This is a genomic window from Paraburkholderia sp. GAS448, assembly GCF_050435685.1.
In the GTDB taxonomy this organism is placed as follows: domain Bacteria; phylum Pseudomonadota; class Gammaproteobacteria; order Burkholderiales; family Burkholderiaceae; genus Paraburkholderia.
The window spans coordinates 63,783-79,246 of record NZ_JBNDKT010000006.1 but is presented as its reverse complement, the minus strand read 5'-3'; the positions used below and the strand labels follow the sequence as shown (position 1 = coordinate 79,246).

Genomic DNA, 15,464 nt, shown 5'->3' with positions numbered 1-15,464 from the left:
CCAGCAAAGCATTCACGGAGAATCCACGATGCCCTCTTACGGTCTGCAGCGTCTCTATATCGGCGGTGAGTACGTCGACGCCACCAGCGGCGAAACCTTCGATACCTCCGATCCCGCCACCGGCGAAAACCTCGCAACCGTGCAGCAGGCGAGCGCGGCCGATATCGACCGCGCCGTGCAGTCGGCCCGCGAAGGCCAGCGTGCCTGGGCCGCGATGACCGCGATGCAGCGCTCCCGTATCCTGCGCCGCGCGGTCGAGTTGCTGCGCGAACGCAACGACGCGCTTGCGGAACTCGAAATGCACGACACCGGCAAGCCGATTGCGGAAACGCGCACAGTGGATATCGTGACGGGCGCAGACGTCATCGAGTACTACGCCGGGCTCGCGACGGCCATCGAAGGTCAGCAGATTCCGCTGCGTGCCGAGTCGTTTGTCTATACGCGGCGCGAACCGCTCGGTGTTACGGCGGGCATCGGCGCATGGAATTACCCGATCCAGATTGCGTGCTGGAAATCCGCCCCCGCGCTCGCAGCCGGCAACGCAATGATCTTCAAGCCGAGCGAAGTGACACCGCTGTCCGGCTCGAAGCTGGCGGAAATCTATGTTCAAGCCGGCATGCCTCCCGGCGTGTTCAACGTCGTGCAGGGCGACGGACGCGTGGGCGCCATGCTCGCGGCCCACGACGGCATCGCCAAGATTTCGTTTACCGGTGGCGTCGAAACCGGCAAGAAAGTAATGTCGCTCGCGGGCGGTTCGACGCTCAAGGAAGTGACGATGGAACTGGGCGGCAAGTCCCCGCTCATCGTTTTCGAAGACGCGGACCTCGATCGCGCCGCCGACATCGCTGTCACCGCGAATTTCTTCAGCGCGGGCCAGGTGTGTACCAATGGCACGCGCGTCTTCGTGCATCAATCGGTACAGCGGGAGTTCGAAGCACGCATCGTCGAACGCGTGAAGCGGATCCGCATCGGCAAGCCGTCCGATGATGCGACGAACTTCGGCCCGCTCGCCAGCGCCGCGCAACTCGACAAGGTGCTCGGTTACATCGAAAGCGGCAGGCAGCAAGGCGCACGGCTGGTAACGGGCGGCGCGCGGATCGTCGATGGAGACTACGCGCGCGGCCAGTACGTGCAGCCGACGGTCTTCGCCGACTGCCGTGACGACATGAAGATCGTCCGGGAAGAAATCTTCGGCCCTGTGATGAGTCTTCTGACGTTCAACGACGAAGACGAAGTGATCGCCCGCGCCAACGATACGGTCTATGGCCTCGCGGCCGGCGTCGTCACGGAAAATCTTTCGCGCGCGCATCGCGTGATTCATCGTCTCGAAGCCGGCATCTGCTGGATCAATACGTGGGGCGAATCGCCGGCTGAAATGCCGGTGGGCGGCTACAAGCAGTCGGGTGTCGGCCGCGAGAACGGCATCACGACGCTCGAACACTACACGCGCATCAAGTCCATCCAGGTCGAACTGGGCAAGTATCAGCCGGTGTTTTGACGGGTTCAGGGAGCACAGCATGGCCGCACAGAAAGAGTACGACTACATCGTCATCGGCGCGGGTTCGGCGGGCAACGTGCTCGCCACACGCCTGACCGAAGACCCGGACGTCACGGTGCTGCTGCTCGAAGCAGGCGGCCCCGACTACCGCTTCGATTTCCGTACGCAGATGCCCGCCGCGCTCGCGTATCCGTTGCAGGGTCGGCGCTATAACTGGGCCTATGAAACCGAACCGGAACCGCATATGAATAACCGGCGCATGGAGTGCGGGCGCGGCAAGGGTCTCGGCGGCTCGTCGCTGATCAACGGCATGTGCTACATCCGCGGCAACGCGCTCGATTACGATGGCTGGGCCGAGCGCAAGGGTCTGGAAGACTGGAGCTACCTCGACTGCCTGCCGTACTTCAGGAAAGCCGAGACGCGCGACGTCGGTCCGAACGACTATCACGGCGGGGACGGCCCCGTCCATGTGACCACCAGCAAGCCAGGCGTGAATCCGCTGTTCGGTGCCATGGTCGAAGCAGGCGTGCAGGCCGGCTACCCGCGCACCGACGACCTGAACGGCTACCAGCAGGAAGGCTTCGGTCCGATGGACCGCACCGTCACGGCAAACGGCCGCCGCGCGAGCACCGCACGCGGCTACCTCGATCAGGCACGGCAGCGCCCCAACCTGACCATCGTCACCCACGCGACAACCGATCGCATCCTGTTCTCGGGAAAGCGCGCCAATGGCGTCGCCTACCTGCAAGGCGGCGCCCAGCTCACCGCCCACGCGCGACGCGAAGTCCTGCTTTGCGGCGGCGCGATCGCCTCGCCGCAGATCCTGCAACGCTCGGGCGTCGGGCCTGGGGCCTGGCTGCGCGAACTGGACATCCCCATCGTGCTCGATCTGCCAGGTGTCGGCCAGAACCTGCAGGACCATCTCGAGGTGTACATGCAGTACGAATGCAGGGAACCGGTCTCGTTGTACCCGGCCCTGCTGCTGCGCAACCAGCCGGCTATCGGACTCGAATGGATGCTGAAGGGCACCGGCATCGGCGCGAGCAATCACTTCGAGGCAGGCGGCTTTATCCGCACGCGCGATGACGATCCATGGCCCAACATCCAGTATCACTTCCTGCCGGTTGCGATCAATTACAACGGCACCAACGCGATCCGGATGCACGGCTTTCAGGCGCATGTCGGTTCGATGCGTTCACCCAGCCGTGGCCGGGTGAAGCTGCGCTCGCGCAATCCGCACGAGCATCCGTCGATCCTCTTCAACTATATGGCCGAAGCGCTCGACTGGCGCGAGTTCCGCGACGCAATCCGCATCACGCGCGACATCATCCGTCAACCCGCCCTCGACCGTTTTCGCGGACGCGAACTCAACCCCGGCGCCGACCTTCAGACCGACGCCGAAATCGACGCATTCGTGCGTGCACGTGCCGAGACGGCCTACCACCCATCCTGTTCGTGTGCGATGGGGTATGACGACATGGCCGTCGTGGATGGCGAGGGTCGCGTGCACGGCATCGAGGGCCTGCGTGTCGTGGATGCCTCGATCATGCCGCGCATCACCACGGGCAATCTCAACGCGCCGACGATCATGCTCGCCGAGAAAATCGCCGACCGGATCCGTGGACGGAAGCCGCTGGCGCGGGCAGACGTGCCCTACTTCGTGGCGAATGGCGCGCCGGCTCGCGGCGTGGGTGTACCTCACGCCGAAAACGCGTAAGAAGCGGGAAGGCAATCGAGTTGAACATCGTCGCCATACTCCTTGCGTACTGCGTTTCTCCTACGGTTAAATAGCCTCGCTTCAGCGCATTGCCAGCAATGCGCTGAGACACAGTCGATTTCTTCCCAAAAAGGCAACCGAAGGCCCGCTCTTGGCAGTGGGCTTTTGGCTTTCTTCTCCCCTCCCGTTAAACGTAGTCACGCGCATTCGATGACGTGAATCAGCAGCGCGCTCAATCCTTACCAAATTCCAGAGGCAACACTCGACAGAACAGATCATTAATCGAACGATCGTGCGCATAGAATCACCGCTGCCCCATCACCAGAAAAAACGAGGAGACACGATGATGCAGAAACGGGTATTCGGCGTAGCAGCCGCGTTGTTAGTGAGTACGGCAGCCCAGGCGCAGAGCGCTGGCGATTTCGTTGCCGGCTTCGGCTGGTTTCATCTGGCGCCGCAAGACTCGAGCGAACCGCTCACCGTCAACGCACTCGGCACGAGCGTAACGAAGACCGGCACGGGCGCGAGTGTCGGCGATGCGGACACGTTCGGTCTTACGGGTACCTATTTCTTTACCGATCACATCGCCACGACCGCAGTGCTCGGCGCGCCGCCGAAGTTCCACTTGACAGGCACCGGGTCGCTCGCGGCGCTTGGGGAGATCGGTTCCGCCTACGAATGGAGCCCGACGCTGCTCCTGAAGTACTACTTCAACGATGCACAGAGCCGCTTCCGTCCGTACCTTGGCGCAGGCGCATCGTACGTCTGGTACAGCGGCGTGAAACTGGACCCGGCGGTATCGAGTGGCAGCTTTCTGTATTCGCAGACCTATGGGACCGCGCTGACGGGGCCCACTACCGCGAAGTTGAGCAGTTCGTTTGCGCCGGTCATCAATGCGGGCTTCGCCTACAACATCGACAAGCATTGGTCGGTTGATGTCTCACTGTCGTATATGTGGCTGTCGACGCGAGCCACACTCACTACCCAGTCGCAGTTCGGGACCGTGACCAGTAGCACAAAGCTCAAGGTTGACCCGATCATTTCGTATGTTTCTATCGGGTATCGTTTCTAACGCCGCTCCACATTGCCCGACGCAATGCGGAACCCCGGCCTTGTCAGTGCATCGACGGGACGACCGTGCATGCACGGTCGGTCAGAACATCAGCTACGCGCTGACAGCCGCACAAACGCCCCGTCGCCGACGGCGCGCCCGTTCTATCCGGATGCCGGATCCGTTCTATGTCGACGATTATTGGTCAAGTCTACTGAAAGGAACCGGGCCTCGAAGTCTGCTGGCATCGAGGCCCTTTCCACATCCACCCAGAGGATGCCATGTCGACTGCCGCCGCTCCGTCGTCCACCACCCGTCCCACAGCTGCCGCGCGCCTCGAGCGCCTGCCGTTCTCCGGTTATCACCGGACGATCTTCATCATCATCGCTGTCGCGTTCTTCTTCGATTCGGTCGATCTCGGCACGATGACGTTCGTGCTCGGATCGATCAAGACGGAGTTCGGGCTGTCGAGTGCCACCACCGGCCTCGTGGCGAGCGCGAGCTTTTTCGGCATGGTGCTCGGGGCAGCCGTAGCCGGCCTGCTCGCCGATCGCTTCGGACGCCGCCCGGTATTTCAGTGGAGTATGGTGCTGTGGGGCGTGGCTTCGTATCTGTGCTCGACGGCCCAATCGGTCGATGCGCTGATTTTCTATCGCGTGCTGCTCGGCATCGGCATGGGCATGGAATTTCCGATTGCGCAGACCTTGCTCTCCGAGTTTGTGCCAGCCGCATCGCGCGGCCGCCTCGTCGCGCTGATGGACGGCTTCTGGCCGCTCGGCTTCATTACAGCCGGAGTGGTGTCGTACTTCGTGCTGCCGCAGTTCGGCTGGCGCAGCGTGTTTGCGCTGCTGGCGATTCCCGCCGCGTTCGTGCTGATCGTGCGCCGCATCGTGCCCGAGTCGCCGCGTTGGCTCGAACACCGCGGACGACTGCATCAGGCCGACAGCGTGCTCGCGCAGATCGAACTCAAGGTCATGAAGTCGAAAGGCCTCACGTCCCTGCCTGTGCCGTCGATGCTGGCGGAGTCGCCTGCCGCGCACGCGGGCAGCGCGTTTCGCGAAATCTGGAGCGCCGCTTACCGGCAACGCACGATCATGGTCTGGCTGCTCTGGTTCTTCGCGCTGCTCGGTTTTTACGGACTGACGTCGTGGCTCGGCGCACTGATGCAGCAGGCCGGCTTCGCAGTCACGAAATCGGTGCTGTATACCGTGCTGATCTCGCTTGGCGGTATTCCCGGTTTTCTGTGCGCAGCGTGGCTTGTCGAGCGCTGGGGACGCAAGCCGACGTGCATTGCCTCGCTCGTCGGCGGTGGCGTGATGGCCTACGCGTATGGGCAAACGGCGTTGCACGCGGATAGCGTCACGCTCCTGATCTGGACCGGGCTCGCGATGCAGTTCTTCCTGTTCGGCATGTGGGCGGTGCTCTATACGTACACGCCGGAACTCTATGGAACGGGTGCGCGCGCGACGGGTTCGGGATTTGCATCGGCGATTGGCCGGGTCGGCTCGTTGATCGGTCCGTATGTGGTCGGCGTCGTGCTGCCAATGTTCGGCCAGGGCGGCGTCTTTACACTCGGCGCGTTGTCGTTCGGCGTGGCGGCGCTCGCGGTCTGGATCATGGGCATCGAGACAAAGGGACTCGCGCTGGAAAGCCTCGTCGCAAAGGCAGCACTGGAAGCGGCACCCGGATATAGCGGCGTAGCGGTCGACGAAGTTCGTTGAGTGGATGATCGATGCATGCGTCTGAACGGCGCAGCCAGATCGAAAGCACCGGGCAATACGCAGCGGTGCCTCATCCACCACCCGAAGAAGACCGCTTCGCTCGAACCGTTTGGCATCGGCGGGTTGACGTTTTGCCGTTGAACGGTCAACGCGCGCTGCAATCCAGACCTCGCCGTCCCGGGCCCGTCGCCGCACCACCGCAGGCCGCATAAACTATGGAATGTAGTCTGTCCGATCGGAAGGATGACGCCCGTGCAGCGTAAGGCTGACCATGCCAGATGATCATCCGGCTGACTTCATGAAATGAGTTCGAAATGGAATCGCGTCGATCGAAATCAGCGCACACTGCGTGGCCTCGCGGCCGCAACGCGCATCGCGTGCTGGCTTGCGCCGCGGTATTCGCATTGAGCGCCTGCGCGCAGCCGTGGGAGAGCTTTCAACCCGGCGAAGCACAATCTGCTGTCATTGCCCGGCTGGGTCAACCGCAGGAAATCTACGACCTGCCAGATGGTTCGAAGCGGTTGATGTGGCCGACCCAGCCAATGGGAGAGACCACTACGGCGGCGGACATCGACGCTGCGGGCACGGTGATCAGCGTCAGGCAGGTGCTCCAGCCGACCGAGTTCTATCGCGCCGAGCCGGGTAAGTGGACGAAACAGGATGTGCTGGTCAACTTCGGCCGTCCTGAAGAGGTGGTTTACTTTCCAATGATGAAACGCGAGGTATGGAGTTATCGCTATCTCGAAGACGGCGTCTGGTACCTGCTCTTTAACTTCTATTTCGACAAGGCCGGTGTGCTGCGCTCGACCCAGAAGAGTCCGGACCCGCTCCATGAGCAAAATGACAACAACCGCCCATCGTGAATGCGCTGACGCGGGTTTTTGACGACCCGCGTGCAAATGGGAAAAGCAAGAGGCGCAGGCACTACGCAAGGGCGTCGGCGAGGGCCGTGAAACGCCTGCCAGACGCCCGCCGCATCGAGTGCCTGTCCCGTCGCGTCGATTCATCAGACGTAACAGGATATCGATGCCAGCGGTCGTCGCGCCCACAGCCGACCCGCTACCATCTGGTAGCGAGACTTGGCCGCACACACTTGAATCTAAAGATTTACTGCCCACATGATGAGCAGCGAGGCAGCAGCCGAGGTAGAATATCGCCCTTTTGCCCGGACGAGCGCCCGAGGCCCGAGGATCCGGCAAGCCCAGGTGGCAACTGCCGCGGCCAGTTCCATTCTTTCTAACACCGACGCCCTCATGACGGCCTTCCTGTGGCCCGAAGCGACGGTTTGGCGCGCGCATTCGTCTAGTCTAATCAGTCACGTAGGTCGTCAGTAAGGGAGCAGCAGTCAATGGCAAGCGGGGAACAACGAACGGTAGCGAAAACTGGATCAACGATGGCTTCCAGGAAGGATGCCGGCAAGAATGCGGTGATGCCCGCCGTTCCTGCTGAATCTGCGCTCGAAGCGGACGAGCGTCGCCAGCAGCTGCGCGACCTGATCCAGCTCGGCAGGGAGCGCGGTTATCTGACGCATGCCGACATCAGCGACCACCTGCAGGGCAATTTTACCGACACGGCGGCGATGGAAAGCATCGTCCGGACGTTCGCTGAAATGGGGGTCACGATCTACGAGCAGACGCCCGATGCTGAAGCGCTGCTTCTGCAGGACGCTGCCGCAGGAACCGCAGACGACCAGGCTGACGAAGAAGCCGAAGTCGCGCTGTCGACGGTCGACTCCGAATTTGGCCGGACCACCGATCCCGTGCGGATGTACATGCGCGAAATGAGTTCGGCAACCTTGCTCACGCGTAAGGAAGAGGTCGAAATCGCGATGCGCATCGAAGACGGGCTCGCGAGCATGGTCCATGCGATCTGCGCCTGTCCGTCGACGATTGCGACGATTCTCGAACTCTCAGAACGCGTCGCCCGCGATGAAATGCGCATCGACGAGCTGGTCGACGGTGTCATCGATGACGGCATCAGCGAAACCTTCGATGCCGCCGCCCAGGACGACGCCACGAGCGACGACTCGGAGACGGACGACGACGGCGACGAAACCAGCGCCGCCCAGGCCAACGAAGCGAATCTCGCCCAACTGAAGGAAGAGTGTCTGATGCGCTTTGGCCGCGTTGCCGACCAGTTTGCGCTGATGGAGACGGCCTACACCGCGAGCGGAGCCGAGTCGAAGGGGTTCATCGCGGCCCAGGACGCAGTGCGTGAAGAATTGCGCACGATCCGCTTCACCGCAAAGATCATCGAGCGCCTGTGCGCCGACGTTCACGCGATGGTCGAAGAAGTGCGCGGGGTCGAACGCCAGATTCTTCAGTTGATGGTGGACCGTTGCGGGATGAGCCGCGAAGAGTTCATCGCGAGCTTCCCCGGCAACGAAACCGACCTCTCCTGGGGGCGCGGCCTCGCGGGCAAATCGCGTCCGTACAGCGACTCGGTCGGGCGCAGCCTGCCGGACCTCGAAGCGCATCAGCAAAAGCTGATCGATATTCAGGCGCGGGCGGTTTTGTCGCTGACCGAGCTGAAATCGGTGAACAAGCGGATGCTGGCTGCCGAGCGTCAGATGCGGCAGGCAAAACACGAGATGACCAAGGCCAACCTGCGCCTCGTGATTTCCATCGCGAAGAAGTACGTGAATCGCGGGCTGCAATTCCTGGATCTGATTCAGGAAGGCAATATCGGCCTGATGAAGGCGGTCGACAAATTCGAATATCGCCGCGGCTGGAAGTTCTCCACGTACGCGACGTGGTGGGTTCGCCAGGCCGTCACCCGAGCGATCGCCGATCAGGCGCGCACGATTCGCGTGCCGGTGCACATGATCGAAACGATCAACAAGCTCAATCGCATCTCGCGGGAAATCCTCCAGCGTACCGGCAAGGAAGCGGATGCAGCGACGCTCGCCGCACGCATGGAGATGCCCGAAGACAAGATCCAGAAGATCATGAAGATCGCGAAGGAGCCTGTGTCGATGGAAACGCCGATCGGCGAGGACGGCGACACGAGCCTCGGCGACATGATCGCGGACGGTGACACGGTGTCGCCAGCCGACGCCGCGCTGCACGAAAGCCTGCGTGCGACCGTGCGTGCGGCGCTCGAAGAGCTGACGCCGCGCGAAGCCAAGGTGGTCAGAATGCGCTTTGGTATCGACATGGCCAGCGACTACACGCTGGAAGAAGTCGGCAAACAGTTCGACGTGACGCGTGAGCGGATTCGTCAGATCGAAAGCAAGGCGATGAAGAAGCTGCGGCATCCGAGCCGTGCGGACCGTCTGGCTGCGTTCATGGGCGAGCGTTCGTAACTGCCCCTGCGCTGCCTGCGCCAGTTTTGGCGCAGGCAGCCATCAACCCTCAGTGCCGTTTCCGGCGGTCCCTATCCGCGGTTCTCAGGAAACAAACGGCAGCTTGCTGTCTCGCGCCTCCACGAGCATCGACAGCGTAATCCTCCGTGCCTCCAGCTTGAAATCCAGCTGCCGCACGCTGTCCGCGAGCCTGCCGACGGCACGGCCAGGCGCGCTGCGGATTACCGATGCGAATCCGAATCCCTGTCTCGCTGGCTTGCCGTGCCATGCTGCTGATAACTCAGGCGCTGAAAGAACAGACTCACACGGACGAATGGGTTCGGTTTGATCTGCGGCGTCGAAGGGCGGCGATTCTGGGTAGCGTGATGGTTCACCTGAAGAGGCCTGGCTGATGCCTGCTGCGGTGCGGCGGCATACACGGCAGGCGCCGCCTTGGCCGTCGACGGAACGGGCGCCGCGGGCGGCGCGGGCTCGACACTCGCCACCGCGGTGGCGCGAGCCGCAGACGCCGGCGATACCGGGACCTGAGCAGACAAAGCGGTTTGTGTCGTTGGCGCGGGTGCGGGTGCGGTTGCGGGTGCGGTTATCTCAGGCGCGTGCTGTGGGCTCGCCATCGCTTCGACGTAGCCGCGCTGGTCATGGTTGAACCAGACGCCGTACGCACCGGTCCCCACTACCCCGACGGCTATCGCGCTTGCCGACGCCGCCCAGAGTGTCACGCGGCCGAACCGCCCTCGCTGTGCAGGCGGAATGTAACCCGTCTCGAGACGGGTATCGCCCCCTGGACTGCTGCGGACACCCAGATCCGGCAAGCCAGCCTCTGTGGATACCGCAAGCCGCGTCGAATCGCGTCGGCTGATCTTTCGATAGAGTCCGCTGACCCATTGGTGAAGCCGCCGGGACCGCCTGAGAACGATGATGAAAGTAACGACGGCACACATTAGCGTGTTCGCCAGATTCATCCAGAACATCGGGTTCGTGACCCCGCGGCTCATTTCGAGCAGCATCAGTGCGAACGTTCCGTTGCTAAGCGCCCAGCTTCCCCAGCTCAAGAGGCTGTAACTGCGCACGTCAGCTTCCCGTTCCAGCAGTTTGCTGATGGTCGGAAGGTAGGTGAGGACGCGTGCTCCGTTCCAGAACAGAAACATCGCGCTAAGTACCTGGATGTAGAGTTCGTGAGACATTTTCAATCCTTTGCCATGCGTGCAGGGCTGGAAATGTGGTTCGTCGCTTGCCTGAGACATTCCATGCGTGCCGCTTTATCACCCCCAAAGCCATACCAAAGTTATACAAAATATTCAGCCTCGGCGGCGCACCTCTTCCGACGTGTACCTGGCTACTTCTGGACGGAGCAATACGCCCGATTACGTTAAGGCTAGAGACGCTGTGTCTTGAGCCGTCGAACTTCTGACAATAAAGCGTCTGCCAGGCGACAACACTTTCCACGTCCTCTTCTATCGCTAAACAGCGGCAACCCCTCTACCTGCTTGCGTTTGACGGAGATGGCATGGTCGATGCTTTGGTTCTACGGTCAAGTCGTGGACTTGCCAACGCTGAGTGTACTGAGGTGCGTCATGTCGAGTGTTCAACGTCAAGGTCGCAGGACCGGGTGGCAAGAACTGCCGCGATCCCGCGGAACGGCCGGAAACCGCAACAGCTGGAAATTCATGGAGCACATCCTGAAAGGATTGCGCGCCGCGGGATGGATCGGCCGCGGCCCCAGTACGTTGTGGCCGTACGTGCGCCCGTGGGTGTTTGGCATTCTGACGATCGCCTTTTTCTGTTTCGTCGCGCAAGGTGTATTCAAGCGGCATCTACTGGTCCGTCCGGTGGAGACGCCGCCGTCCCTGATCGAAAGCGGCTACACGTCGAACTTTCTCGCGCAGAGGGTCATGTCCGCCATGCAGGAGATCGGGCGTGACGCGGGGTCAATTCCGCACGACGACATGATGGCCAACGACTCCCAGCCCGATATCCAGATTCCCGGACAGGAGATGTCCTACGCGTCGACAGTCCGCTTCCTCAAAGGGTTCGTCGGCCGGGAAGATGTGGTTGTCAATATCGGCATCACCAGACTGGATGGCAATCCCGATTCGTACGTTGCGCACGTGCGGATCGAAGGAGGTCTGTTTGATTCCCGCGAGGACGTGGTGTTTTTTACGGGACGCGATCTGGACAAGTTCGTGCCCGAAGTCGCTGCAAAGGCAATGCAGCTCGCCGAGCCGAACATACTCGCAAGCCATCTCTTCACGCAGGCGCAAAAGAAGAAGTGCTCGCCGGCCGAATGCGACTATCACGAGATCGTAGGCATCTACGACGAGGTGCTCGCGCTGCCGGCTTCCCAGCAATCGGAATGGGCGCTTGCCGGCAAAGCCTGGCTGCTGACGAGGCAAGATCGTTCAAGAGACGCGGAAGAGCAATCCCGTGACGCACTTCTCACGTACCCGCATTCGGCCGTTCTGCAGGCAGCCCTCGGGGTCGCCCTGGAACAGCAGCACAGGATTGACGACGCGATTGTGGCACTCAGGCAAGGCGCTCAAGAGAAATCGAAGACAGCCGAAAACCTGCGTCTGCTCGGCGACGTGCTCCTGCATGCGCATCGCTATCCAGAAGCATTGGACGCGTTCGAGGACGCCTGGCGCATGAACCCCTACTCAGTCGACACGCTCCACGATTGGGGCGAGGCCTTCGTAGCGGTCAGGCGGTACGACGATGCGATCGACAGGTTGTCCCGCGCGGTCGCGCTTCGCCCTGACCTCGCTCCCTCGTATGTCGAATGGGGTCGAGCGTTGGAGCAGAAAGGCGATCTGGCCGCCGCGGCACGCCGGTATGCACAGGCGTCGCGGCTCGATAAGCAGGCAGTGTCGCCTCATGAAGAAAATATCGCTCGCCTTGCCAGGGAGTATCGGGAGCTCGGACGCTCTGACCGGCCCGTTCCTGATACCAAAGCAAGATCGCGTTCGAATCCGTCAGAACAGGTCCTGTTCGAGGCGTCCCTGGGCTCAGACGGATGGAGCGCCATGTTAATGGGCTAGCTCAAAAGGTTTCGCTCCATAGCCAAACGAGCGGACGCTTACCCGCGAAGCCTGGGACCGCAGTCGACGGGGACGTGTCAGGCCGCCTCGCGGCGGGCCCGTCTATCCCAAAGCGCGCTATTTCCTTTTGAAAGCAGCGCGCCGCTCTGCACGCTCCTTCGCAAACTGACTACCCAGCGAGGCATCCAGATCTTTTCGTTCGACCGTGATACCGCACTCGGGACATACCGTACCCAGACCAACATCGTGACCGCATTCACGATGTACGAAACGCACCGCAATCTCTTCGCTCTCGTCCTTGCACCAGGTTTCGCCCCACGCACGTAGCGCGTGAATGACCGGATAAAACGACCTTCCCTTCCTTCGGAGGGCGGCAAGCTGTTTCCGATGTTGAGGAACGTCGGGTCAGGCCGCACACTGCGCGGCCACCTCAATGGTTGACCTCCACTGAGCGAACGAGGTCGATTTATTTGTATCGCAGTGTATCTGCATGGCGTGTGGATACAGAACGCTTCACCTTCGGCTTTTTCCCGACACAAACCAGATACGTCCACCGCTTCTAATGCATCAACGCCAGACGTGCTTTGTACTGTGCGTTCGAAGCCTCCTGACTCGATTCAACTTCAATCACCAGAAGCGCAAACGGGTGTTTGCGCAAGACCCATTCTCTGTAGGTGGACACCATGAAACTTGTTCAATCGCTCATCATCGCCGTCGTCGCTGCTATTCCGGTCGTGTCGTTCGCGCAGTCGAACGAACCTCTTACCCGTGCCGAAGTGCGTGCGCAGCTGGTTCAACTGGAAAAGGCCGGCTACAACCCGGCCAGCGATTACACGCGCTATCCGGCGAACCTCCAGGCAGCCCAGGCGCGCATAAACGCCGAAAACAGCGCATCGACGACGTCGTATGGCCCGTCGACCAGCGGTACTTCGGCTTCGGGCTCTCGGGCGGCGGAGTCGGACGTTGCTGGACTCGGTTCGATCTACGCACGCCATTAAGCGGCCTTGTGGTGGCACTTGAGGTACCACGGGTCCCGGGAGTCCGCGCCCCGATCCCGCGTTAGCGGGATCGGGGCGGCTCAATCCCTTGATGAACCTTCAACTATCCCATTTGCCCGGAGATGAACATGAACAGCAAGCACGACGTCTGAGTCGATAAAAATCAGCTTGCGTCAGCCGCCAGAGAGAATTGCGTCCACGATCTCGTAGCGCTCATCGCCGATGGAAATCAGGTTGAGGTCGGCGTTTTTCCTGGTGGTAATCTTCCCGGGCGCCGATCGGTTTGCTGCGCTGGTTCCCGCACCGGTGACTTTGCCATCTGCGCCGAAGAAGATCGCCCGTCTACCGCCACCGGGCCAGAAGACTGTGACAATCGCGCTGCGATCGCTGTGACGCACGACGCCGAACCTGCACATGCTTGTGGGCTGTCCGGCAAAGCGTGCGCATGGCAGCGTCCCGGTTGTGTTGAAATCAGCGCCCTGCACCTTCGCACCCCCACTTTTGTGGCCCAACGCGTCGCCCATCGTCCCCCCCTTGCTCTTTCCGTCCATCGGGATCGAAATCAGCGTGACGCCATCCACTTCGCCAACCACGCGCCCGCGCTGGTTACGGAGAATCGCGCGCACACTGGCGCTATCGCCACTACCCGGACAACCGACCAGTATCGCCATGTGGTCGAGATAGTTGGAAGTCGCAGGTGACTCGCCGAGCCGGCGGCACGCGTCTCCGGCCTTGGGATACCCATGGCCCATGGGCGCAAGCGATGCGGGCCACGCGAAAGGCTCCGGTGCGGCGGCTGCACTCCCCAGTTGATTACCCAAGCCCACCGCGACGAGCACAACTGCAGCGAACGTTGTGGTCGAAGGGACAAAATTGATAGCGTTCTTCATCGGACCTCCTCCTGGAGTCGACCCCGGCGGGCGATATCAGCAAATGCGGACAGCCATCTGGCCCGGCGGATCAATCACTATGCCTTCTCCGGGAACTGCCGAACAGAGGGCGAACGCGCTGCCCAGAATGACGCCGGTTCTCATGCAACAGGCGTTCGGATCGTTTACGATCACGATTACGGCGAGCACAGGGCGGTGCAAATGGTCAAGCTGACAAACATTAACCGGCCGCTCGATAAGCGACATTTCGATCGTGTCCAACCTACGTGAGTTGCACGTTCAGGCCGCGCGCCCGTCCTGACCACGCCCACGAAAATCAGCGCAGCGATTCGAAGCTGTTGCCAGCCTGGGCTCAAACGTCCAATACGTATGCCATATTTCGGAATCGGTCTTCACGTCATTGTCGCGATTTGCTTTGCCGTGCATGCGGTGCGCACCGGCCAGGGCATGTACTGGCTCTTCATCCTGTTTGCGTTCCCGATGCTGGGGAGCGTGGTGTACTTTTTCGCCATCTACCTGCCGAGCCTGCGCCAGTCGCGCAGTGCCCGCGTCGCCACGCGGGCCATCGCGCAGTTCGTCGACCCCAATCGTGCCGTGCGCGAGGCGCGCGCCGAATTCGACCGCGCGCCCACCGTCCAGCATCGCATGCGGCTAGGTGCTGACCTGTTGGCGGCCGGCAACGCCGGCGAAGCGCTCGAGCACTATCAGGCCGCCGCGAACGGTCCCTTCGCCAATGACCCAACGCTATTGCTTGGCCTCGCGCAGGCGCAGTTTTCCGTCGGTAACCATGCGGCAGCCGACGCGACCTTGTCCAGCCTGTTCGCGGCCAATCCGCAGGCGCGTCGTCAACCCGAACCTGCCTTACTCTATGCGCGCACCCTGTCCGCGTTGGGAGCGCCCGGCACGCGCGCGGCCTTCGAGCAGGCGCTGACCTGCGCCAGCGACGCAGCGCCCCGCTGCCTGTTCGCCGACTGGCTGGCCGGGCAAACGGATGAGGCGGACCACCGCCGGGCCACCAGCTTGTACACGGAAATCGCGCACGATGCCAAATACTGGCCGCGCCACGCCAGGGAACACAACCGGGAATGGCTGCAGCGCGCACAGGCAGCGCTAGCCCTGTCATCGACGCGCCGATGACTCGTAGTCAGGTTTGCCCGGCGCCGCTGTCGCAGGACGGCGCGCGGAATCGTCGATGACGATTCCGCGCCTGGTCATTCGCCGGTCCGGAAGCGGCGAGTCGTCAGCCCCCG

General features: G+C 61.9%; 12 protein-coding genes. 9 read left to right on the top strand and 3 right to left on the bottom strand.

Annotation, left to right across the window (positions count from 1 at the left end):
* Window positions 1–28: 28 nt before the first annotated feature.
* From betB to rpoD, 6 genes are all read left to right on the top strand, one after another.
* Window positions 29–1,498 (top strand): betaine-aldehyde dehydrogenase, encoded by a 1,470-nt coding sequence (betB, locus tag P3T23_RS13875; protein ID WP_429316741.1) that lies wholly within the window; start codon window positions 29–31, stop codon window positions 1,496–1,498.
* Window positions 1,499–1,517: 19 nt separating this feature from the next.
* Window positions 1,518–3,215 (top strand): choline dehydrogenase, encoded by a 1,698-nt coding sequence (gene betA, locus P3T23_RS13870; protein ID WP_429316740.1) that lies wholly within the window; start codon window positions 1,518–1,520, stop codon window positions 3,213–3,215.
* Window positions 3,216–3,561: 346 nt separating this feature from the next.
* Window positions 3,562–4,287, top strand: a complete 726-nt coding sequence (locus tag P3T23_RS13865; RefSeq protein ID WP_429316984.1) for an OmpW/AlkL family protein — start codon at window positions 3,562–3,564, stop codon at window positions 4,285–4,287.
* Between the two features lie 260 nt (window positions 4,288–4,547).
* Window positions 4,548–5,987, top strand: coding sequence for an MFS transporter (locus P3T23_RS13860; RefSeq protein ID WP_429316739.1), 1,440 nt, complete (start codon window positions 4,548–4,550; stop codon window positions 5,985–5,987).
* Window positions 5,988–6,301: 314 nt separating this feature from the next.
* Entirely contained in the window at window positions 6,302–6,850 is a 549-nt protein-coding gene (locus tag P3T23_RS13855; RefSeq protein ID WP_429316738.1) for a hypothetical protein, read from the top strand.
* Between the two features lie 485 nt (window positions 6,851–7,335).
* Window positions 7,336–9,291: an RNA polymerase sigma factor RpoD gene (gene rpoD / locus P3T23_RS13850; protein ID WP_429316737.1), complete on the top strand. Its 1,956-nt coding sequence runs from the start codon at window positions 7,336–7,338 to the stop codon at window positions 9,289–9,291.
* Window positions 9,292–9,512: 221 nt separating this feature from the next.
* Here rpoD and P3T23_RS13845 read toward each other — a convergent pair whose 3' ends face one another.
* Window positions 9,513–10,475, bottom strand: coding sequence for a hypothetical protein (locus P3T23_RS13845; RefSeq protein ID WP_429316736.1), 963 nt, complete (start codon window positions 10,473–10,475; stop codon window positions 9,513–9,515).
* A gap of 390 nt (window positions 10,476–10,865) precedes the next feature.
* On the opposite strand from P3T23_RS13845, the gene P3T23_RS13840 reads away from it, so the two are divergent.
* Both P3T23_RS13840 and P3T23_RS13835 read left to right on the top strand, forming a co-directional pair.
* Entirely contained in the window at window positions 10,866–12,326 is a 1,461-nt protein-coding gene (locus P3T23_RS13840) for a tetratricopeptide repeat protein (RefSeq protein WP_429316735.1), read from the top strand.
* A gap of 683 nt (window positions 12,327–13,009) precedes the next feature.
* The gene (locus P3T23_RS13835; protein ID WP_429316734.1) at window positions 13,010–13,324 is read left to right on the top strand and encodes a DUF4148 domain-containing protein; all 315 of its coding nucleotides are present in this window, start codon (window positions 13,010–13,012) and stop codon (window positions 13,322–13,324) included.
* 173 nt (window positions 13,325–13,497) lie between these two features.
* Here P3T23_RS13835 and P3T23_RS13830 read toward each other — a convergent pair whose 3' ends face one another.
* Window positions 13,498–14,214 carry a hypothetical protein gene (locus P3T23_RS13830; protein ID WP_429316733.1) on the bottom strand — a complete coding sequence of 239 codons (717 nt, stop codon included), beginning with the start codon at window positions 14,212–14,214 and terminating at the stop codon, window positions 13,498–13,500.
* A gap of 36 nt (window positions 14,215–14,250) precedes the next feature.
* The gene (locus tag P3T23_RS13825) at window positions 14,251–14,460 is read right to left on the bottom strand and encodes a hypothetical protein (RefSeq protein ID WP_429316732.1); all 210 of its coding nucleotides are present in this window, start codon (window positions 14,458–14,460) and stop codon (window positions 14,251–14,253) included.
* A gap of 123 nt (window positions 14,461–14,583) precedes the next feature.
* Here P3T23_RS13825 and P3T23_RS13820 point away from each other — a divergent pair, with 123 nt between their 5' ends.
* Window positions 14,584–15,351: a tetratricopeptide repeat protein gene (locus tag P3T23_RS13820; protein ID WP_429316731.1), complete on the top strand. Its 768-nt coding sequence runs from the start codon at window positions 14,584–14,586 to the stop codon at window positions 15,349–15,351.
* Window positions 15,352–15,464: the final 113 nt, after the last annotated feature.